This is a genomic window from Staphylococcus sp. HMSC62A08 (assembly GCF_001839105.1).
Taxonomy (GTDB): Bacteria; Bacillota; Bacilli; order Staphylococcales; family Staphylococcaceae; genus Staphylococcus; species Staphylococcus caprae.
The window spans coordinates 524,346-545,722 of record NZ_KV840027.1 but is presented as its reverse complement, the minus strand read 5'-3'; the positions used below and the strand labels follow the sequence as shown (position 1 = coordinate 545,722).

The following is a 21,377-nucleotide window of genomic DNA, read 5'->3' as shown; positions in this document are numbered from 1 at the left end:
AATTCTATGTTCTTCATTCCATATTTTATTTAATTTAGAAAAAATGGCTCACCCACTGATGCGTTAATTCGTTAACAAAGGGTTGAAATAAAACGTAGATAGCTCCAAAGCTCAAAGCAGTAGCTAAAGATAAATCTACTAAACCACCTGTCTTAAAATGTATCGGTGATACTATATTAAATGGTAACGGGTAAAATAATTTCACACCTCTAGGAGTTAATATATCTAGTATAACATGTGATATCATTCCAATAACAATCGCAACCATATAATACATGGGAGTATGAATTAAGTACAGTAAAAAGCCAACTAAAGCTATGAATACTAGAGAATGCGTAAATGTCCTATGTCCAAATAAAAGTCGAATGATAAAACTTAAAATTTTAAAACGTCTACCAATTTTACTTTTAGTATGACAAATATCTGGTAATAAGCTTGCAATCGTGGATAGAACTATTGTGGTAATCGAAGTAAATAAATCTGTATGAAAGTATTGTGTTGTGAGGGCTCCTACTAAAAAGCCACAAGATGCATGTGTTTTACCTGTCATTGAACGTCTCCTTCTTTATTAATCATATCACATCCACCCAATGAATGCGAACATACTTTCGCTATATTATATTCAAATCATTAGTATGACATAATTTATTTAAAAGTATCACACAAATGCTTGAAAACGATTTCAATATCATTTATGATAAATGTACAAATTATTTAAAGGATGTGTTTTTAATGGCAATGACAGTAAAGAAAAACGATAATGAAGTACGTATTCAATGGAGAGTTGCAGATATTAAAATCCCAAATAATGAAATTAAAAATATTTCACAAGACCAAGACATCCATGCCGTTCCAGACGAAAATGGTAAAGAAATTTCACGTATTGGATCTACATTTGGGAAAACAAATCGCGTAATTATCGATACTGATGACCATAAATACATTATTTATACTCAAAACGATCAAAAAGTTTATAATGAACTTACAAAATAATAAAGTACATAAAATATGATATGGCAATGAGCTGTCGACAAGGTCAAACTTTGTTGGCAGCTTTTATTAGTTATAGAAAAATTCCGATAGTAAATAAAATTTTCAAAATCTTTAAAAATTGATAATCTCAAATATACATATTATATTTAAAGTAGCATTTAATTGGAGGTATCAGAGCTATGTTCGTTGTGACTAACAGAATCACTGTAAAAAAGGGATTTGCTGAAAAAATGGCACCTAGATTTACTAAAGGTGGACAAATTCAATCATTAGAAGGATTTAATGGAATTGAAGTTTGGCAAATTGCTAGAGATGATTATAGTGAGGACATGTATGTTAATACTTGGTGGGAAACTGAAGCAGACTTTAAGAACTGGGTAAACAGTGATGCTTTTAAAGAAGCACATAAAAATACTGGAAAATCAGAAGATTCTCCAGTAATTAAAAGCGAAATTGTAAAAGCGAATGTCTTATCCAAACTAGATAAATAAAAACGATTTAAAGATGGCCATCGATTGGAATTGAAACGATGCGTCGTCTTTTTTATTTAATAAACAAGTGTGCTAATAATGCGATAATAGGAAGCGTAATTAAAGTACGAATTAAGAAGATCATAAATAGCTTTCCTATGCTAACCGGGATTTTTGATCCTAGTATAACGCCACCTACTTCTGATAAGTATATTAATTGAGATATACTTAATGCGCCAATAACAAAGCGTGTAATGTCACTCTGAACACCTTCAATGAGAATAGATGGTAAAAACATATCCGCGAAACCAATTAAAATCGTTTGAGACGCATGTGATGCTTCAGGTATTTGTAGTAACTCTAAAAATGGTACAAATGGCTTCCCTACTATTTCAAAAATAGGTGTATAATTCGCAATGATTGTAGCTATTGTTCCGATACTCATAACTACTGGTAAGATGACAAACCACATATCAACAACTGTTTTAAAACCAGAAATAAAGAAATCTTTGAATCCAGGTGCTTTAATACCAACTTCTGTTGCCATATCAAAACCATGTCCCAACGCTGTTTTTCCTTCAGGTAATTGTTCTGTTCTAGCTTCTTTAGAAACATCTTTGGCATATTCGTCAGGAATATTTTTTAGTGGCCATATTCTAGGCATAATCATTGCTGCAATTAAACAAGATATAATGACTGTGATATAAAAATAAAAGAATTGATCTTGCATTTTTATAGTTGAAGCAATGACAATTGCAAAAGTGATAGAAACCACACTGAATGTAGTTGAAATAACAGTTGCTTCTCTTCTCGAATAGAACCCCTCTTCATATTGTCTGCTGGTAATGAGTACGCCTACTGTCCCATCTCCGATAAATGAAGCAAGATTGTCTACTGTAGATCGACCAGGCAATGTAAATAATGGTCTCATCACTGGTCTAAATACTGGTCCTAGTAATTCTAATAAACCATATTCCATTAATAATGGTAAAAATAAAGCCGCAAATAAAAATACAGCGACTAATGTTGGTAGCAAACTAGAAAAAACGAGTCCTCCAGTATCTTCTGAATAAATCATCTTTGGACCCACTTTCAAATAAGTAAGCCACACAAATATCACTGCTAAAACTCTTAATATTAACCATCCTATTTTAACGTTAAATGCATTATACATTAAACCTTGCGGATTCAATTTATTTTTAAAAATTGTAGAACATAAAATAGTTAAAATACCAGAAACAGTGATAACTAAAACTATGAGTGGTGACATCACGCCACCTATCCAATCTTTAAGACAATTAGCTAAAAATGCTACAGGTAATGTTGTTTGTTTCTCTCCATCTTGAACAACAGGTATAGGAATTAAAAATAAAATAATTCCTAAGATAGACATTGTTATAAATTTTATTCTTCCTTTAATGATCTCACTTTGGGTGTGTTCTTTCATTACTTTCAATCCATTTCTTTCTATTTATATTAAACTTGAATTTATCAAGATAAGTGCATTTGTTAATGATTATATATGCAAAATTATGAATAAATACGTATAATTACTATACGCTATTCTTCCATTTTTCGCAATCATCAAATTTAAAAAAAGACCGATTTCAACGTATTATAAATTGAAATCGGCCTTGTTATACCCTTGAGCACACCCATTTATAATTAATGAATAATTTATTTCATTCTACGTAATAAGAATAAGAAATATGGTGCTCCAATAACTGCAATAACCACACCCACTGGAATATCGAGTGGTGGTTGAATTCCCCTAGCTAAGCCATCACCAAGTGTTAATAATATGGCACCTATTAACCCTGACATGATGATGACATGTAAATTCTTATGCCCCACAAGTTGTCTAGCGATATGAGGAGCAATAAGTCCCAAGAAACTGATACCTCCGACTACTGCAATTGAAGCTCCAGCTAACATAACAGCTAAGATAAGAAGTATCATTTTTAAGAATTGTACACGTGCACCGAGTGCAGTGGCTACGTTGTCACCTAAGTTTAAAATGTCCAACTGATAACCAAGTAGAAGTACTAAAGGTACAGTAATTATAAACCAAGGTAGCACGCTGAAAAAGTTAGAGATATTATGTCCATATAAACTACCCGTTAACCAAATTAATGCATTGTTAGCATCCATTGGATTACGAATAAGTAGAAACTGAACGATAGCTGTACAAATTGCACCTATCGCTAAACCTATTAATGCAAGCTTCGAACCTTTAACATCAAATTTAGATATTAGGAAAGATAGAATTAAACTGATAATTAAAGCGCCCGCAAATGATCCTAAAGGTAAAACAAAGAGAGGGGCAGATGGAAAAATCATAATAATGATAACAGCAGCAAGAGTTGCCCCTTTTGTAATACCAATCACGTCTGGTGAAGCAAGTGGGTTTCTGATAACACCTTGAATAAGCGCACCTGAAATAGCTAAACTACTACCTATCACTAATCCCAATAATGTTCTAGGGATACGGTATTCATTTAAAATAAAATCATCTTGTGTAAATAAACCAGCAATTGCATGAATAGGGTCAATCATGACAGAACCTATACATAAACTGAATAAAGTACTCACTAATAAAATTAAAATTACAATACCGTAACGTATACTATTTCTTCCTTTTATCATACGCGATTCACCCCTCTAACTGTAATAAATAAGAAGTAAAAGGCGCCGACAAATGATGTCACAATACCTACTGGTGATTCAAATGGATATGTGATTAATCGACATAATACATCTGAGATTAATAGTAAATCTGCACCAAAAATAAATGTTAGAGGAATCATAACTAAGTAATTTTTACTTACATAGCGTTTAACGATATGAGGAACGATTAAACCAACAAATCCTATAGGTCCTGCAATTGAAACAGACATACCTGCTAAGACAATGACTAATAAACCGATAATCATTCTTACGATATGTGTTCGTTGACCTAACCCTCTAGCTATATCGTCACCGAGCTCCATAATTGTAAGTTGACGTCCCATGAAAATGGTCACAATCACAGCAATTGCTAAACATGGGACAATCATCATGATTTGACTCCACTTAATACCAGCTAAAGATCCTACTAACCAAAACATCACTGTATCGTTAGAGTCCTCATTTAAAATGATAATTCCTTGGGTCATACTACTAAAAAATAGATGAATAGCCATACCTGCAAGTGCAAGTTTAACGGGTGTAATAGCTTTTGTAGAACCCGAGAGCGTATAAACAGTAAAACCACCGAAAAAGGCACCAATAATAGCTAAGATAGTTGAATATGAGCCTAAAGCTGGAATTAAAACTGTTATTAAGACAATGACAAACGAAGCTCCTGCGTTTACACCAAATATCTGTGGAGAGGCCAGTGGATTTTTAGTAATTGCTTGCATAAGTAAACCTGCTATCCCCAAAGCGCCACCTATGACTAATCCTGCAAGCATTCGAGGCATACGTACGTTGTGTATTAAGAATGTTTGCTCTGTTCCGATGTGTCCTGTGAAATAACTTAAAATATCATGAAATTGTATTTTCGAAGAACCAATCGCTAAATTCAAATAGATTGAAATAAAAAGAAGGCACACACCCACAATATAAGTGAGTGTAGTGCGCTTTCTCTTTTTTTGTTCAATAGCGGATTGACTATCTTTATAACCTATAGTCATTGATTTCCACCTTACTTGTTATCTTTTTTAGAATCTTTCTTAGATAATTCTACAAGTTCTTTTGCCATTTCTTCAGATGATATTAAACCACGTGATCTAGCCCATAAGTCACGGTCTAAAACGTCAACGCGATCTTTTTTAACAGCATCTAATTTTTTCCAAACAGCATCTTTTTCTAATTCTTTTAATGATGGTTCATTTGGACTTGCTTTATCAGTCATAATAAACATACGTTCTGGGTTAACTTTAGATAACGTTTCTGTGTTCATTTGTAAGTAAGGTCCTTTAAGATACTTACTTAAGCCTTTAGTTACGTCATCAGTTAATGCTTCTTTGAATCCAAGTTGACTTAAGAATTGACCTACGTATGAATTACTTGGATGTGCTAATAAACCAGATTTAGAAGCAACTGCAGGTAATACTTTCTCATCTTTGTTCATTGTAATTTCTTTTTTATATTTCTCGATTTTTTTCTCGTGTTCGTCTAGGCGTTTTTTACCTTCATCTTCTTTACCTAATGCTTTAGAAATCGTTTTGAAAGCATCGATGTTTTCATTATAGTTACCATCGAAACTTTTCAGTTCAATTGTAGGAGCAATTTTATTTAAATCTTTATAAATGCCTTTATGTCTATTACTATCCGCAATAATTAAGTCCGGTTTAAGTTTACTAATTTCCTCTAAGTTAGGTTGTTTACGAGCACCTACTGAAGTATAGTTCCCAATTTTATCTCTTAATGGTTTAATAATACGTTCTTTCTTTTTATCATCTGCAACACCAACTGGTTTAACATCTAATGCAGCTAATGCATCAACGAATGAATATTCAAGAACAACAACACGTTTAGGGTGTTTAGGGACTTTTGTTTTCCCTTCTTCATGCTTGATTTCAACACCATCTTTAGATGCTGATTTATTATTTGAGTCATTAGAACCATTGCTTCCACATGCAGCAACAAGAACTAAAACTAGCATTAAGCCAATAACACTAAAAAATTTGAGACCTCTCATAGTTCCACTCCTTAATATGTATATGCTTACATTAATAGTTTATTGATAACGATTATCATTGTCAACATTTTATTGTATAATTTTGTGAATAAATTTTACTCATTACTATTTAAATCAAATGTCTCTTTAACTTCTTATTGAGATTAATCTGTATATAACTCAATATAATTCTTAAATTAAATAACTATTTAATAAAAAAGGTTGGGACCTTTAACGTTTATGCTTTGGGAAACCGATTAACAGCATCCCAAAAGCAGGATTTTCGGCAGTAACACTCACAATTCGACAAAATTTGAGAAACAATTTTGCTCATCGTTCGGTTCTGCTCAAATCCTAAACACTTTTGTCCCGACCTCTTGAGTCATATAATAACTTTAGTCTAATTGAAAATCGTATTATGATTTCACATAAACTGGTGTATGAAAATTTTCAATTAGTGTTTGAATCTTTGAATCATAAATATAACTTTTGGTTAAGTTTTTCATATACATACTTTGAGAGACTGCTTCGTAGTTCAAGCTAAATTGAATTCTATCACCAATTTGATAATGATCTTGATTGTTTAAATCAATCATTAAATGGTCACTTGAAGCACCAATAATTTTAATATCATTAGCAATTGGTTTAATCCCCTCGATAAATGTATCTAAATATCCAATATCAACTATTGCTTGTAAATAGGATTGGTGTGTAAGTTGATTAATCCGTGGTTTAATCTCAATAATTTCCGCTTCTAACACAATTGCATCTTGATATAAACTAGCAATCGGTTCATTTGTTGTTGTGTCCACACCTCTAAATAATGCTTCTCCTATTCTTAATTCATTAATTTTTCCTAAATCATTATACATTGTTTGCGGAAGCATACTTGAATTACCACCAGAAATAATTTTAAATCTGTAACCCATTTCTTTTTCAACTGCGCTCACAAATTTATTTATCATAAATACATCGTTTTCTTCTGGTGCAGCAGACTTAAAGCACATAAAGTTAAATGCAACACCTACAAGTTGTATATGATTTAAATTCATAATTTCTTTAATGAAATCAAGCGTATCATATGTTAAGACACCTTCACGACCATCTTTCCAATCAATCATCAACATAATTTGATGTTTCACATTAAGTTTCTTAGCTATGGTATTAAGTTTCTTAATTGTATGTAATTCAGTTTGAATACTCATTTTAACTTTTGAAACCATTGCTTCAAACTCAGATTCTGTTGTTGGTCGTAATAGAGTAAACGTAACATCTAAATCTTTTAATCGTTCAATATTATCAAGTCTAGATTCAGCAAAGTGTGTAATACCTAAAGATTGAATTGTTGAAACAATCCGTTCATCTCCGGCAACACATTTCACTACAGGGGTAAAATGAATCTGTTTACGCTCAAGTATAGTTTGAAGTACTTTGGCATTATATTTAATTTTAGATAAATTAACGTTGATTCTCGCCATGTACTACACCTCTTTTTTTATAGGATTATCTAATTCTGTATTCAAATATTTCTTTACTTTATTTTCCATTCTCATACTCAATAACGCTTTAACTGTTATTGTGGGTCCGAATAATACTTTCCTTAAAATGTCGGCATGTGCTTTGTCATCGTCAATAGCTATTTCAATCTCTTCACGTACAATATCGATAAGCTCTTTTTCTACCACATCTTCATATTGATTAAAATGATGTATTAATTCAGCAAGCTGATTTTGAACGACGGCATGTTGAAATTTGGCAATGACCTCTTCAATTGATTGCGCTAATAAGCTTTCATTAGTCACTTCTATGTTATCTATTTTTTGTTGCAATGTTGTCAAATCTATACGAGAGCCACCTAAGTCACGCACTAAAAATTTCATTTGATAATTAGGTCCCAGATTCACTATCGTGTTTTGCATATGAGCTTCAAGAGCTATTCCATAATCTTGAATATATGCAATCAAAGGTTGTACTAATGTTTGTGTGTAAGTCGCAATGAAATATTTAATATGATCGATGGTTACGTCATTTTCTAACCATTCTAAATAACTATCAACAATGGCTTTATGATCGATTGGATTAGGGTTAACCAAACTAGCAGTAACAACTGTTGTGCCATTTTCAAAGATAACGGGTTTCTGACGAATAATGCATGCGAGTTGTCTAGCTAAATCAGGTTCGACGTCAGCATAAGCGCCAAATGGTTCCATTGCAACTTGAAGCCCTGGATATTGATCTAGCAAGCCTTGTAAAGCATAACTTAACTTAGGGCCGTCGACAGTCGTAACTGTAGAGACCGTTCTAACTGCACTCGTTGCTTGAACATTTACAGGTAGTTTCACGTGGTAAGGTTTATGGATTAAATCCATTGTTCTAAATGACAATGTCGCTTTAGATTCTAATGTAAATGGGGTAGGTATCAGAATCTTATCTGCAATCCATTGTTTAAATTTTTCACCAATTGTATGCTCGTATTGCCACGGATGTACAATCATTACCCGATAGTCATCTATATCTAAATTGAGTGGTTCTAAAAATGTACTCAATTGACTACGATACTCTGGGATAACTTTATTTAATATATATTGTGCATCATTCTCCATAGATGTTGTGACGATATGGTTCTTTTCTATCAGCATGATATTTAAGGGGATGACCTTTTCAAATTCGGGAGCGTACGCTTTTAATTCATTCGTTGTCAAAGGCAGTTTCGTCTTTGTTAAAGGATGGGTAGGATGTCCTTCAACAATTAAACTTTCAGAGTAACTTAAATCATCGGCAATGCCATTTTCTTGTAAATGTTGTAGCCAAGAGATGAAATTTAAAGATTCAGGTAATCTGTCAAATTTCATACTCTGATGTATCAGTGATTGTCTATTATTAAAATGTTTGTACGTTTCAATGAAGCTATCCCTACTATGAATCAATTCTTCATACAACCGCTCTGAAATTTCTATATCAAAGTCTTGCGTTAATGTTTCAAGTAAATCTTCTAAACTTTCTATCGGTTGAGATACATGACCACAGCTATAAATAACATCCCCACTGAACACATATCTTTCCATGGCGCTTTTTCGCTCTACATGAACTGATAAAATTTTACCGTGATATTGAAGTTCAACATGATGGCTTGTTTCTGTCATTGTCATACCATCTGGAGAAATACGCTCTTTGATTATTGCGTTCATGATTCTATATTGTATATTTTTGTCTGCTAAAAGCCATTCATTACGCTCCATTGTTACTTTCCTCCACCTTCGAAATGCGTTGTATTAAGTAGAAAATGACTGAGATACTGACAGTTGCAATACCCATAATGAGGAATGTTGTTAATATTCCAAAGACATCTGCAAAGAAGCTCATCACTAAACTTCCAAGAGGTATCATACCGCGATCCATCATAACGATACTTAATACCTTCCCTCTCTCATAGTCTTTAACACTATGTTGAAAATAAACTCTATTGGTAGTTCTTGCCCATTGGCTAAATAGTCCAATTAAAGTAATACATATGAACATGATAACCAAATTGTGTATAACGACGCCTAGTAAAGCAAGCCCAAATAGTAATGAACTTAAGTAATACATTTTTACTGAACTTAAATGGTTTAATATCGTCGGTAGTACTACTGTTGCGACGATACCACCAATAGCACAGAACGTCATCGCTATACCAAATACTTCTGATTTTCCTGGAAAAATATGATTCGTTAGCACGGGTAATACTGTTGTATATGAAAATCCTGTCGCCATGATTAATAGTGAGGTAATAAATATCTTACTTCCTTCTAAGTTTCGTTTAAAATAATTCACGACTACTTTTAAAGAAAATTCTTTATCTTCAACATTATTTGATACAACTTTAAAGTGAATCGGTATACAAAATGCGACTGCAATTAAATAACATACTGCTTGCGCTAAGAATGTCGCTGGCGCATGGTAAGCTGCTAAGATGACACCTGCGATTGCTGGACCGATTGAACGACAAATATTTATAATAAATGAATGAAACGATACAGCTTGTGTAGTAGAAATCTTATCTGATAAATCAGGTAAGACAGCTTGTCTCACAGGTGTTTCAACGGCACTTAATATACCTCTTAAAGTCGCATACACGAGTATTACAGCGATTGGGATAGAATCAATAGTAAATGTTAAACCACATAATATTGCAGTGACGACAAACGATGACGAAATTGTTATTCTAAGTAAATTTCCTTTATCATATTTGTCAGCGATTGATCCGGCCCATACACTTAATAACAAAATTGGTACGAGTCGGCAAAAATTAACCAATCCTAAATAAACTGCGTTATGATATGTGGTAAGCACAAACCAGTTTAACCCTATTTGCCCAATCCAATTCCCCAAAAACAGAAGAAATGAACTGGAAAAGAAAAATTTTGCCATTTAATTTCCACCTGTCTTTTTAATTGATAATAATTATCATTATCATTAATATGGATTATACAAATCTTATTTATTTTTGTAAAATATTTTTTAGAGGTGAATTATGAATTTCAATCAATTTATTAATAAACAAGACATCGAGATGACCAAAGATGAGCAAAATGTTTTTCAGTTTTTACAACAATATGATGAACAATGGGCATCTATTTTCCAAGATAAATTATTAACGGGACGAGATAAAGTAACTCAACGTCTCGTAACTTCTATACATAGGGAAAATCTAGTCAACGGGAATGACAATAGTCAATTATTAAATCGCCATAAATTTGCTGGTTATGACGTGAATGTAACTGCTATCTTAGAAATTCATTTTCCTAAGTCAGATGTTTATTTATATGCACCGGTCACTGGACAGCATGCATTTAATCGTGTTGACGTGCAAGGTCCTTTCTATTACAAGCAAGGGAAACATAATGATGACTTCAATCGTATTCTACACCCGAATGTGGTCTTAGATTGGATTCTTATTGAAGCGCCTGAATTAGATAATGAAGCAAGCCAGCAATTTAGAGACGACCAAACAAATAGTGCTGCGAACATGACATTCGCGTTGAGCTATCAATATTTCAAAATGTGCGATGATAGAGCGCCACTTTATGACATTATTAAAAATCATCAAGACAGTTATCTTCGATCAGAACAAGCTGTCGTTGAAGGTCACCCATTACACCCAGGTGCCAAACTTCGTAAAGGTATGGATGCATTCGAAACATTTAAATATTCTTCTGAATTTGCACAACCTATAGAATTAAAAGTCGTTCTACTCCACCATTCTGTAAGCCGTGTTCAAGCTTTAAATGCAAATTACAATGATACGATGAAACATATGTTTTCAGATATTTATTCACATTTGGAAAAGGAATTCGACAACACAATCAATTTAGATGATTACAATCTGATGATTATGCATCCATGGCAATACGATCATGTCTTACACCAAGATTATATGGAAGAACTGAATCAACAACTTGTGATAGTAAGTGAATATTCCATTCCGTATTATGCCGGCTTATCATTCAGAACGTTAGTACCAGAGTTACCAAATGAAGCCCCTCACATCAAGTTATCTACCAATGTGCATATTACTGGTGAGATTCGTACATTATCTGAACAAACAACGCATAATGGCCCGTTAGTAACTCAAATTTTAAATGACATTCTGACAAAGGATACAACATTTAATCAGTATGCCTCAAATGTCATTGACGAAGTTGCGGGTATCCACTTCTATAATCAAAACGATAATGCGTCAATACAAACTGATCGAAGTGAGCAATTAGGTACTTTATTTAGAAATAATTTTTATCGCTTTATCCCTGACAATGTTGTACCTGTCATTCCTTCAAGTTTAGTAGCAACCTATCCTTTCAATGACGAAAAGCCGATTGAAACGTTAATTAAAACGTATCAAGATGCTCGAGGTTACGAAACATTTGAAGATGCAGCACAATCATGGATGTGTGAGTATAGTAAAGCGATTTTAGGATTAGTCATGCCTCTATATTCTAAATATGGCATTGCTTTAGAAGCACATTTACAAAATTCTGTCGCAACATTTAATCATGATGGCTCATTAAATACCATGTATATTAGAGATTTTGAAGGCTTACGTATTGATGCTGAACAATTGAACCAAGCAGGCTACGCAACTGATCATTTCCATGAGAAATCTCGAATTTTAACAAATTCTAAGACTTCTGTATTTAATAAAGCTTTCTATTCTACTGTACAGAATCATCTAGGTGAACTTGTGCTAACGATTGCTAAGTCTTCTAATTCTACTACCCTTGAAAATAAAATCTGGCAAGAGATGGCTACAACATTAAAAGAGATATTCAATGATATCACTGACTTATCTAAAGAACGTCGCGCGGCGATTGAAGATATCATCTTCGCGCCAACTATTGATTATAAATGCGTTACAACGATGCGCTTAGAAGATGAAGCACATGAGTATACGTACATTAAAGTAAATAACCCGCTTCATTAAGTAGTGATGAAATATGAAACATTAAAATAATTTGTGCATTTACACAACAACTTCATTTATATCAAAAAAAGCACTAGAGCGATTGCCCTAGTGCTTTATTACGTTTAAAGGTTAATTATTGTAAACCTTGTCTGTCGTGGTTGTTTTCTTTGTTGTCTTTTTCATTTTTTTGTTGCCATTCTTTTTTAGTCATAACATCGTCAACTTGCATATTGACTTCTACAACTTCTAAACCAGTGATATATTTCACTTGTTCTTTAACTAAGTCAGTTACTTTACGGAAGATTTTAGGTGCTGATTCACCATATTCTAAGATTACTTTTAAGTCTACAGCAGCTTGTTTTTCGCCAACTTCTACTGATACACCAGTTGTTACATTGTTTCCGCTTGAGAAAGCGTTAGTGACACTGTCAGCGAAACCGCCTTTCATGTCTAAGATACCTTTAACTTCGCGAGCTGCGATACCAGCAATTTTTTCAACTACTTCATCTGAGAAAGTTAATTTATTTTCGAATTGTGGTTCTTGGTTTTCTTGAGCATGTTTTTGTTGTTCTTCTCTTTCTTTTTCGTTTACTCCAGTTTGATTATCATATGCTTGTTTTGCTTTATTGTTATCTACTGCCATAATTCATTCTCCTTTATTATAAATATTTAAAATTTGTTAATTGAAAATTTCTTAATTTTAAAAGCTAACTCCATCTATTCAAGAAATTCATAAAGTCTTGTGTACGGTCTTTCATATACCCGATTCCAATTCCAATTAAACACAAGACAATAATTAAAATTGTTTTCCAAAATCCAAGAGTTAGGAATAATATAGCTATAATTAAGAATGCTAGAAATCCAATAATACGCCATTTGAACGCTTTAAAGATATTAATCAATTGTTGCGTAGAGTCTTGTCCGTTTTGATTGTTATTATCAGCCATGATATCCCTCCCTTACAACACTCGTGGGCCAGATGTTTTCTGGTCACGTACATTAACTTCTAATTTTCGTACTGGAATTTCTGTAAAATGTTCAACATTATTTTTAATGTCAGAACGAATACTTTCTGTTAACGATTTAACTTGTACATTATTTGGTACAAAGAAATCTGCTTTAATGTCGATAAATGATTTGTTTTTCTTGTTGTAAAGCTTACTTACAACATTAGGTTGTCTTACTTGATCATATTTAGTGATTGTATCGTATGCAGATTTTTCAACTGCTTTTCGTGATACATAAATATGACCATCGTCAAAGTCTTTATAAAGTCCAGGTTTGCGATACGTAGGTTTGAATATGCTTAGTACTAATATGAGACCAATCAATATTAGTAATCCAGCAAGCCCTATTAATAATGGTTGGAACCAATTGAATTGAAGGAAATAGTCTTGGTAACTTTTAATTCGACTATCCTTTATGTACATAAACAATAGGAATCCAACGATTGCGACTATTAATAGGCCGAGGATGAAATTCTTAAGTCTTTTCACCTCGCATGGCACCTCCTTTAGTCATTGTTGAATTTTGTTGTCATGTGAACTAAGTACCCTATAAATATTTTTTTAAAACATAAATAAAACATTTTTATATCTAATTTAAAAAATATTCAAAGAAGTACCACTTACATTGATTTATTCCCACTTTGTTTAAGTGAAAAACGTATATTTAGAAAAATTTGATAATTTTTTTCGTTTTTAGAATATAAAAAGAAATATTGTTATCGGCACATCCGAAGGAAAACGAAGTATTAAAGTTGAGATGGCTTATGGAAAACAGATTATAAAATTAGAGATAAAAAAGACTCTAAGACGGTCTCTATAATAATACAACCGCATAAAGTTAGATCTTGCGTCCTACTTTAGTGGTACTATACATCATTAAAAAAACATCTTAGAGCTATTGATTTGGAAATTGTTATTCAGTTTTAGCTAGTTTCATTGTCATATCATTGATTATCTATATTAATGACTAATTTACCTATCATCGTACTGGATTCTAAAATTTGATGTGCTTGGTAAAGTGTCTCAGTTGTTAAACCGTTGATAACCTTCGTAGTGGTATGACGATATTGTCCTTGTTCAACTTTTTCAGCAATATCTTTCAAATACTCATGATGTTTAATCATATCTGGCGTACGATTGACAGGTCTTGCAAACATAAATTCATGTGTAAATTTGACACTCTTTGGTTTGAGCAGATTTAAATCTTGCTTGTCATTAAATGCTACAATCGTTGCGATATGACCTAGTGGTTTGATTAATTCAATCATCTTTTCATAATATAAATCTGTATTGAATGTACAGAAAATGTAATCTACCTCATTGATGTCATGTTGTTCAAATTGAGCCTTTAAATCTTCTTTATGGTTTAACACAATATCTGCGCCCATGGACTTAGTCCATTCAATTGTTTCCGTTCTGGAAGCCGTGGTAATCACTTTCAAGCCATATTGCTTTGCGATTTGAGTCGCTATACTTCCTACGCCACCAGCCCCGTTAATGATGAGAAGAGATTTATCTTTATTCTCTTCAGGGTTATGTGAAATTTGAAAGACGTCAAATAGCGTTTCTGAAGCTGTGAGGCCTGTGAGTGGCAAACTTGCCGCTTGTTCAGGCGTAAGATTAGCTGGTGCTTTCGCTACTAATTCTTCCTCAATTAATTGATACGCTTCATTAGACCCATGTTGTGTGGGTGATCCGGAATAAAAGACATTATCTCCCGGTTCAAACATTGTGACATCTTCTCCAACTTGTTCGACGATACCTGCTGCATCAAATCCTAATATACGTGGCGGATGCTCGACTGGTAAGATACGTTGTTTCGTATCCACAGGATTGACACTCATACTTTGAATTTTGACGAGTAACTGCTTCCCTTTTGGCTCAGGAATATTAAGTTCTATTTCTTGAAATTGATTTCCATCTTCTAATTTAAATGGTGCGTTAAATCCAATTGCTTTCATGATTCCACCTCGATGTTCGTTCTATTAAATTAATTATAGCATTTTATTTAATTCACACTTTTGATTCTTTTTTTGAAAATGAAACGCTTAAACGTCAGCAACTTTAATTACTTGTTTACCGAAATTATCGCCAGTGAGTAGATTTCTAAATGCTTGTGGTACTTTATCGAAACCTTCTTCTACAGACACTTGTGTTTTAATCTTGTCTTCTTGAACCCATTGTGCGAGTTGTTCACTAGCATTTTTAAAGTCATCAGCGAATTCTGCAACTAAGAATCCTCTCATCATCGCTTGTTTCTTAATAAGCGTACTTTGAATACGAGGGCCAATATCGTCTTCTGGATGGTTGTATGAAGAAATGGCACCACAAACAGGAATTCTTGCATGTGTATTTAAATGTTTGAATACTTCATCGCTAATTTTGCCGCCTACATTTTCATAATAGACATCAATACCGTCTGGAACTGCGTCTCTCAATGCTTGAGAGAAGTCATCTTTCTTATAATCTACGGCTGCGTCATAATTTAATTCATCTGTAAGATAATTCACTTTCTTATCTCCGCCAGCGATGCCAACAACTTTACAGCCTTTAATCTTAGCAATTTGACCTACAACTGAGCCTACCGCACCAGATGCGGCTGAAACAACAACGGTTTCACCTTCTTTAGGCTGACCAATATCTAGTAAACCGTGATAGGCAGTTTGCCCTGGCATGCCGAGTACGCTTAAATATAAATCAAGTGGCACGTCTGTGGAAGGGACTTTGTCTATATTTTCTGTAGATACGGTGTTGATTTTCTTCCAAGGAAGCATACCTACTACAATGTCACCTTCACTGTAACCTTCAGCATTGGATTTAAGCACTTTGGATACGATGTGACCATTGAAAGGTTCACCTTTTTTGAATGGCTCTACGTATGAGTCTGCGTTTGTCATACGACCTCTCATATAAGGATCCACGGATATATATAATGTTTCTAATTGGACTTCATTATTTTCGGGTTCTGTCACATCAGTTTCTTCATATTTGAAGGTATCATCTTGTGGCATTCCATCTGGAACTTTGTTAAATACGATTTGTTCATTTTTCATGGTATCATCCTTTTATTAAAATTAATTCTGTATGTATCATACCTCGAACATGGTCATCGCAATCATAGAAAATCACTTGTATAATGAGAGCAAACGTTGAGAAATGACGTAATTCGTGAGGTAAGGGAGGTTTAATTTTCCTAAAATGAGATTGAGCATATTAGACTATGTACCGATATTTGAAGATAGAAACGCGCACGAAGCATTTCAGCACAGTGTAGAATTGGCACAACGCGCTGAACAACTAGGTTATATGAGATATTGGGTAGCTGAACACCATCAAGTACGTTCTGTGGCATCAAGTGCGCCAGAAATGGTCATGATGTCCCTATTAGAACAGACAAAGAAGATAAGAATCGGTAGCGGTGGTGTCATGTTGCCTCATTATAGTCCTTACAAAGTGGCTGAACAATTTAAAATTATGGAGGCACGACATCCTAGACGCGTCGATATGGCAATCGGTCGTTCACCTAGTTTCAAAAATGTCAATGCAGCGTTAAATGAGAATAAAGAAGAAAAGCTAGACTTTGAGACACAATTAGATGATTTGAATAAATACTTTAGTGATAATATTGATGACGCGCACCGCTTCAAGTCGTTATTAGCTACGCCGTTAATCCCTACTGCACCTGAGATGTATATCTTAGGTATGAGTGAACGAAGTGCTAAGTTAGCTGGCAGACGAGGTTTACCATTCGTTATTGCTCAAATGGGTCAATCATCAAGTTCTATTGATGAAGTGATAAAAGTATATAGGGATGAATTTGAACGATGGCATGGAAGATATGGTGGAAAGTCAGATGAGGACGTTAGTGATAGTTTTGTTGGGAAGATTGGCGAAATTTTAGAGCCAGACGTTAGTGAAAGATTTGATGCAGATTCTGAAGGCCGTTCAAATGATGGAGGGGCTGAGGAAAATTTTGTGGGACATGCACGTAAAAGGTCTAAGGAAAGTTTTGGTGAGGTTTTATACGGAGGGCATGAAGAGTATTCTAGAGCCCCTGTACATGAGGGGGCTGAGGAAAATTTTGGTGGTGCGAAACCATATGTGATATTGGCTACGTTTGTTGTAACTGCTAGAAACGATGAGAAAGTAGAACACCTTTTAAGTGCTTTACAACTATGGTTATTACGTATTCACTATTTGGATCAACCTCATTTTTATCCATCTATTGAAACCGCTGAACATCGAGTTTATAGCGATCGAGAAAGTGAAAAACTTGAGAAGAACAAACGTCGAATCATATACGGAACACCTCGTGAAGTCTCACACGAGCTATTAGAGTTGAAACATCGCTATGGTGTGGATGAACTCATGATTTTACCTCATGTATATGGAGAAGACGCACGATTAGAGTTGATTGAGTTATTAGCTCATGAATTGAATTTGGGATGATGATTTAAAATAAGCGCACTTATGTTTTAAAATTTGCGGCGGAAAACATAAGTGCGCTTCAATTGTGGGGGTTATCGGTTCCACAAGAACTGTATGATTTTGTTAGCAACGTCTTTATTTTCATGTAATTGACTATGTTGCGCCTTTTTGCCAGTATATTTAACTTCTTTATAAGATTTAGGGCTATCTCCTAATAAATATTTTAATGACTTGGATGAACTATTTGATACACGTTCATCTGAATGTGTGCCATCTTGAACATCTCCGTATATATTGAGAACATCTATACCTTGGTTCTTGTATATATATTTCAGTGATAGTAAATTTTTGAAGTCTTCGTTCATTTTACTTGGTTTGCCATTTTGATCTACACTAATTTCGTTTACTTTTTCATTTAAATGTAATACACCATTAAATGTCCCGGCAATATTGACTTGCTTTTGAAGTCGAGGTAATTGTTTATCATCGCCATAATTCTTCATATAATAGGCAAATGACATGTTCCCCATTGAATGTGCTACAAAATTAAACTGTTTAATACCATACTGTGATTTTAATTGAGTTAAAACATTTTTAATCCATCTTGCATTTTCATTAAAATCACCATTCCGATTGTTCTCAAATTCAACTTTTACGATAGGATTTTTACTATTTTTATCTAAGTGTCCATCAAATGTAACCTCTCCATTTCGTGCTACCTTTGCAGTTATCACATCTTTAGTAACACCTTTTTTAACTGCTTGATTAACCATAAATTTTTCAGAGTTCTCACTACCTCCGTATCCATGCATGAATAAAGTTACGACCTGATTTTGAGTATATTGGCTTACTTTGGAATGATTGTTTTGCTTTGTTTCACGATTGTTTAATGCTATCACTAATATTAATGTCACTACGGCAATCATTGAAAATACTACTGCTGTTAATTTTGACTTCATCATCATCCCTCATTTTTATCTAGTTCATATATTATATATCATTCAAGTATGATTTGCTCATAATTAAAGACCCACCACTTATTAGTGATGAGCCTTTTTGATAAAATTTTGATGATTGATTCGTTTATATTAGTTATTTAATTTCTTTTGTCTTAGCTAATTCTTTGTACCAATAAGCACTTTTCTTAGGATATCTTTCTTGTGTATCAAATCGACGTAGAAAAGACCGTATCGTTTTTCGTAACCGTTTGACCAAGAGAATACATCCATAAGCGACCATATGAAGTAACCTTTCACATTAGCACCATCTGCAATTGCATCAGCAATTACGTTTAAATGTTGCTTCACATAATCAATACGTGCATCATCATGTACAGTTTTTTCTTTTTCGTCAAATTCATCTTTGTATCCTAAACCATTTTCAGTGACATAAATTTTATGATAGTTTGGATAATCTTTAACAACTCTCATAATTTGATCGTATAATCCTTTAGGATAGATCATCCAGTCCCAATCTGTTCTTGGTACATCTACATCAAATTCTCTTTGACCGACGCCTTTAAGTTGGTATTTAGAACCACCTTTATCACCAGTCGCATTATGCGTGATTTCAGATTCACCTTCATAACCTCTCATCCAATCACTCATATAGTAATTGATGCCTAAGAAGTCATTTAAATCTTTTGCAGCATCTAAAATTTGATAATCTTCTTCTGGAATACTTAACTTACCACCATTCACAGATAAGATGTGTTGTACGCCTTCCATCGTTTCATGAGAATATTTACCTAAGTATGTGACATCTAAAATAAATTTGTTATGAATGATATCCTCTAATTCAGCAGCTTTAACATCCTCTGGATTAGAAGGGTCGTAAGGATATTTAGTTGGTAAGGCGTGTACAACGCCTATTTCACCTGAATATTGGCCATCTTTAAATAGTTTCACTGCACGTGCGTGTGCAACCATCATATTGTGATGAGATTGAAATACCTTTTCAAAGTCATATTTAATGCCTGGAGGGAATTTACCTACTAAGTATTGACCATCTCCTATTGGACCAATTTCATTAAATGTTGTCCAATAGTTAACTTCTGTGAATTCTTTAAAACAGAATTCCGCATATTCTACGAAATAATCAATCGTTTTGCGATTTAAGAAATCTCCATCTTTATGAAGTACTTCTGGTGTATCAAAATGATGCAAAGTGACAAACGGTTCTACGTGACGTTTATGACATTCTTTGAATAAGTTATGGTAGTATTCCACGCCTTTAGCGTTTACCTCGCCATAACCTTTAGGGAAAATACGTGACCAAGCAATTGAAATTCTAATACCATTAACTCCAAATTTTTCACTTAATTCTAAATCCACTGGATATTTATTATAGAAATCACTCGCTGGTTCTGCTGTGTACCAGTAATTTTCCTCTAAATACGTATCCCAAGCGACACGTCCTTTACCATCAGTTTGAGTCGCTCCTTCTGCTTGATAAGCTGCTGTTGCTCCACCAAAAATAAAATCTTCAGGTAATTTCTTAGTCATGTATAAAACTCCTATCTAATTTTCAAATTGTTTTTTTACAAACTCAAGAGCTGCTTCTCCATCTCTTGTCAATTTGATGTATTCAGCGCCTTGTGTTTTAGCTAATTTTATACCTAATCTGTCAGTGTCTTGTTTAATATCTTCATAGTTTGATGCGACTTGTGGTGCTAATATAATTAATTGATACTCTTTCATAATATCCATGTGTGAACCATAACCGCCAGCTGCTGCTTTAAGTGGTACATTATAATCTTCAGCGGCTTTATTAAGTGCGTTTGCGAGAAGACCGCTTGTACCTCCACCTGCGCATAATACTAAAACGTTCGTTTGTTCAGTAATCTGATGGTTAGATTGTTCTTTTGAAATTGCTGGTTGATCAACTTGAGTTTGTGTAGCTTCACCAGCTCCAGCTGTAGCTAAAATTGCGTCAGCTTTTTTTGTATCGAAGTTAGCTGAAACTTTTTCTTTTAATTCATTGTTTGCTTCTTTATTGCCTAACTCTTCTTCTAAAATTTGTTCATCATAAACTTTAACGAATGGATAGTAAATAATGACATCGACAACGATTAAGACGATGGCTAATACAAATGACCAGAATGCAAAACCAGTACCCATCACGATACCGAGAGGACCTGGTGTAGTCCAAGGTAAGAAAATACTGAAACTATTCATATTCAGTACATCTACAAAGAATTTAAATATCCAAACGTTGACGATAGGCGCTAATATAAATGGAATAAAGAACACTGGGTTTAATACTAATGGTGCTCCGAACAAGATAGGTTCATTTACACCAAAGAATGTTGGAACTACTGATGCTCGTCCAATTGCTTTATTACGTTTAGATTTAGTCAGCCACATAAACATAAA

At 33.8% G+C, this 21,377-nt stretch carries 19 protein-coding genes and 1 pseudogene; 4 read left to right on the top strand and 16 right to left on the bottom strand.

Annotated features, from left to right (window positions below):
• Positions 1–34: 34 nt before the first annotated feature.
• Complete coding sequence (locus tag HMPREF3264_RS03440) at positions 35–550, bottom strand: metal-dependent hydrolase (protein WP_002443650.1); 516 nt, start codon at positions 548–550, stop codon at positions 35–37.
• A 182-nt stretch (positions 551–732) separates the two neighbouring features.
• Here HMPREF3264_RS03440 and HMPREF3264_RS03435 point away from each other — a divergent pair, with 182 nt between their 5' ends.
• Both HMPREF3264_RS03435 and HMPREF3264_RS03430 read left to right on the top strand, forming a co-directional pair.
• Complete coding sequence (locus HMPREF3264_RS03435; RefSeq protein ID WP_037541582.1) at positions 733–993, top strand: SunI/YnzG family protein; 261 nt, start codon at positions 733–735, stop codon at positions 991–993.
• A 179-nt stretch (positions 994–1,172) separates the two neighbouring features.
• Positions 1,173–1,484 (top strand): heme oxygenase, encoded by a 312-nt coding sequence (locus HMPREF3264_RS03430; protein WP_070871922.1) that lies wholly within the window; start codon positions 1,173–1,175, stop codon positions 1,482–1,484.
• Between the two features lie 52 nt (positions 1,485–1,536).
• On the opposite strand, the gene HMPREF3264_RS03425 is transcribed toward HMPREF3264_RS03430, so the two are convergent.
• The 7 genes from HMPREF3264_RS03425 to HMPREF3264_RS03395 all read right to left on the bottom strand — a co-directional run bounded on the left by HMPREF3264_RS03425 (position 1,537) and on the right by HMPREF3264_RS03395 (position 10,536).
• A complete protein-coding gene (locus HMPREF3264_RS03425) occupies positions 1,537–2,910 on the bottom strand; it encodes a YjiH family protein (protein ID WP_070871921.1) in 1,374 nt (457 codons plus the stop codon).
• A 230-nt stretch (positions 2,911–3,140) separates the two neighbouring features.
• Positions 3,141–4,109, bottom strand: a complete 969-nt coding sequence (locus tag HMPREF3264_RS03420; RefSeq protein WP_070871920.1) for a FecCD family ABC transporter permease — start codon at positions 4,107–4,109, stop codon at positions 3,141–3,143.
• Positions 4,106–5,137: a FecCD family ABC transporter permease gene (locus tag HMPREF3264_RS03415; protein ID WP_002443659.1), complete on the bottom strand. Its 1,032-nt coding sequence runs from the start codon at positions 5,135–5,137 to the stop codon at positions 4,106–4,108. Before HMPREF3264_RS03415 ends, HMPREF3264_RS03420 begins: the two co-directional genes overlap by 4 nt.
• Positions 5,138–5,148: 11 nt before the next feature.
• Entirely contained in the window at positions 5,149–6,147 is a 999-nt protein-coding gene (locus HMPREF3264_RS03410) for an ABC transporter substrate-binding protein (protein ID WP_002443661.1), read from the bottom strand.
• 395 nt (positions 6,148–6,542) lie between these two features.
• Positions 6,543–7,604, bottom strand: a complete 1,062-nt coding sequence (locus HMPREF3264_RS03405) for an alanine/ornithine racemase family PLP-dependent enzyme (protein WP_070830363.1) — start codon at positions 7,602–7,604, stop codon at positions 6,543–6,545.
• Positions 7,605–7,607: 3 nt separating this feature from the next.
• Positions 7,608–9,365 (bottom strand): IucA/IucC family protein, encoded by a 1,758-nt coding sequence (locus tag HMPREF3264_RS03400; RefSeq protein WP_070871919.1) that lies wholly within the window; start codon positions 9,363–9,365, stop codon positions 7,608–7,610.
• Complete coding sequence (locus tag HMPREF3264_RS03395; protein WP_070871918.1) at positions 9,355–10,536, bottom strand: MFS transporter; 1,182 nt, start codon at positions 10,534–10,536, stop codon at positions 9,355–9,357. The genes HMPREF3264_RS03400 and HMPREF3264_RS03395 overlap by 11 nt, the downstream gene beginning before the upstream one ends.
• 103 nt (positions 10,537–10,639) lie before the next feature.
• Here HMPREF3264_RS03395 and HMPREF3264_RS03390 point away from each other — a divergent pair, with 103 nt between their 5' ends.
• A complete protein-coding gene (locus HMPREF3264_RS03390; protein ID WP_070871917.1) occupies positions 10,640–12,586 on the top strand; it encodes an IucA/IucC family protein in 1,947 nt (648 codons plus the stop codon).
• A gap of 115 nt (positions 12,587–12,701) precedes the next feature.
• On the opposite strand, the gene HMPREF3264_RS03385 is transcribed toward HMPREF3264_RS03390, so the two are convergent.
• The 5 genes from HMPREF3264_RS03385 to HMPREF3264_RS03365 form a co-directional block, all read right to left on the bottom strand.
• The gene (locus HMPREF3264_RS03385) at positions 12,702–13,211 is read right to left on the bottom strand and encodes an Asp23/Gls24 family envelope stress response protein (RefSeq protein WP_002443670.1); all 510 of its coding nucleotides are present in this window, start codon (positions 13,209–13,211) and stop codon (positions 12,702–12,704) included.
• Between the two features lie 64 nt (positions 13,212–13,275).
• Positions 13,276–13,515, bottom strand: coding sequence for a DUF2273 domain-containing protein (locus tag HMPREF3264_RS03380; protein ID WP_002443674.1), 240 nt, complete (start codon positions 13,513–13,515; stop codon positions 13,276–13,278).
• 12 nt (positions 13,516–13,527) lie between these two features.
• Positions 13,528–14,064: an alkaline shock response membrane anchor protein AmaP gene (amaP, locus tag HMPREF3264_RS03375; RefSeq protein ID WP_002443676.1), complete on the bottom strand. Its 537-nt coding sequence runs from the start codon at positions 14,062–14,064 to the stop codon at positions 13,528–13,530.
• Positions 14,065–14,519: 455 nt separating this feature from the next.
• Positions 14,520–15,536, bottom strand: a complete 1,017-nt coding sequence (locus HMPREF3264_RS03370; RefSeq protein WP_070871916.1) for a zinc-binding alcohol dehydrogenase family protein — start codon at positions 15,534–15,536, stop codon at positions 14,520–14,522.
• 87 nt (positions 15,537–15,623) lie between these two features.
• Positions 15,624–16,628 (bottom strand): NADP-dependent oxidoreductase, encoded by a 1,005-nt coding sequence (locus HMPREF3264_RS03365; protein ID WP_070871915.1) that lies wholly within the window; start codon positions 16,626–16,628, stop codon positions 15,624–15,626.
• A 145-nt stretch (positions 16,629–16,773) separates the two neighbouring features.
• Between HMPREF3264_RS03365 and HMPREF3264_RS03360 the strand changes: the two genes are divergently transcribed.
• On the top strand, positions 16,774–18,024 hold the full coding sequence (locus HMPREF3264_RS03360) for an LLM class flavin-dependent oxidoreductase (RefSeq protein ID WP_070871914.1): 1,251 nt from the start codon (positions 16,774–16,776) through the stop codon (positions 18,022–18,024).
• 71 nt (positions 18,025–18,095) lie between these two features.
• Here the strand turns inward: HMPREF3264_RS03360 and HMPREF3264_RS03355 are convergent, their stop codons facing one another.
• From HMPREF3264_RS03355 to HMPREF3264_RS03345, 3 genes and pseudogenes are all read right to left on the bottom strand, one after another.
• Positions 18,096–18,962: an alpha/beta hydrolase gene (locus HMPREF3264_RS03355; protein WP_070871913.1), complete on the bottom strand. Its 867-nt coding sequence runs from the start codon at positions 18,960–18,962 to the stop codon at positions 18,096–18,098.
• A 133-nt stretch (positions 18,963–19,095) separates the two neighbouring features.
• A pseudogene (lacG, locus tag HMPREF3264_RS03350) lies at positions 19,096–20,507 on the bottom strand (6-phospho-beta-galactosidase).
• Positions 20,508–20,522: 15 nt separating this feature from the next.
• Positions 20,523–21,377 (bottom strand): PTS lactose transporter subunit IIBC (locus tag HMPREF3264_RS03345; protein WP_176746804.1); only part of this gene is annotated, 855 nt, incomplete at its 5' end.

What these genes read in the sequence shown, in the direction of transcription:
- HMPREF3264_RS03400 (WP_070871919.1), bottom strand. Translation starts at nt 9,365, where the DNA reads ATGGAGCGTAATGAATGGCTTTTAGCAGACAAAAATATACAATATAGA.
- HMPREF3264_RS03360 (WP_070871914.1), top strand. Translation starts at nt 16,774, where the DNA reads ATGAGATTGAGCATATTAGACTATGTACCGATATTTGAAGATAGAAAC.
- HMPREF3264_RS03430 (WP_070871922.1), top strand. Translation starts at nt 1,173, where the DNA reads ATGTTCGTTGTGACTAACAGAATCACTGTAAAAAAGGGATTTGCTGAA.
- HMPREF3264_RS03355 (WP_070871913.1), bottom strand. Translation starts at nt 18,962, where the DNA reads ATGAAGTCAAAATTAACAGCAGTAGTATTTTCAATGATTGCCGTAGTG.
- HMPREF3264_RS03385 (WP_002443670.1), bottom strand. Translation starts at nt 13,211, where the DNA reads ATGGCAGTAGATAACAATAAAGCAAAACAAGCATATGATAATCAAACT.
- HMPREF3264_RS03410 (WP_002443661.1), bottom strand. Translation starts at nt 6,147, where the DNA reads ATGAGAGGTCTCAAATTTTTTAGTGTTATTGGCTTAATGCTAGTTTTA.
- HMPREF3264_RS03405 (WP_070830363.1), bottom strand. Translation starts at nt 7,604, where the DNA reads ATGGCGAGAATCAACGTTAATTTATCTAAAATTAAATATAATGCCAAA.
- HMPREF3264_RS03415 (WP_002443659.1), bottom strand. Translation starts at nt 5,137, where the DNA reads ATGACTATAGGTTATAAAGATAGTCAATCCGCTATTGAACAAAAAAAG.
- HMPREF3264_RS03425 (WP_070871921.1), bottom strand. Translation starts at nt 2,910, where the DNA reads ATGAAAGAACACACCCAAAGTGAGATCATTAAAGGAAGAATAAAATTT.
- HMPREF3264_RS03420 (WP_070871920.1), bottom strand. Translation starts at nt 4,109, where the DNA reads ATGATAAAAGGAAGAAATAGTATACGTTACGGTATTGTAATTTTAATT.
- HMPREF3264_RS03380 (WP_002443674.1), bottom strand. Translation starts at nt 13,515, where the DNA reads ATGGCTGATAATAACAATCAAAACGGACAAGACTCTACGCAACAATTG.
- HMPREF3264_RS03390 (WP_070871917.1), top strand. Translation starts at nt 10,640, where the DNA reads ATGAATTTCAATCAATTTATTAATAAACAAGACATCGAGATGACCAAA.
- HMPREF3264_RS03395 (WP_070871918.1), bottom strand. Translation starts at nt 10,536, where the DNA reads ATGGCAAAATTTTTCTTTTCCAGTTCATTTCTTCTGTTTTTGGGGAAT.
- HMPREF3264_RS03370 (WP_070871916.1), bottom strand. Translation starts at nt 15,536, where the DNA reads ATGAAAGCAATTGGATTTAACGCACCATTTAAATTAGAAGATGGAAAT.
- HMPREF3264_RS03365 (WP_070871915.1), bottom strand. Translation starts at nt 16,628, where the DNA reads ATGAAAAATGAACAAATCGTATTTAACAAAGTTCCAGATGGAATGCCA.
- HMPREF3264_RS03435 (WP_037541582.1), top strand. Translation starts at nt 733, where the DNA reads ATGGCAATGACAGTAAAGAAAAACGATAATGAAGTACGTATTCAATGG.
- HMPREF3264_RS03440 (WP_002443650.1), bottom strand. Translation starts at nt 550, where the DNA reads ATGACAGGTAAAACACATGCATCTTGTGGCTTTTTAGTAGGAGCCCTC.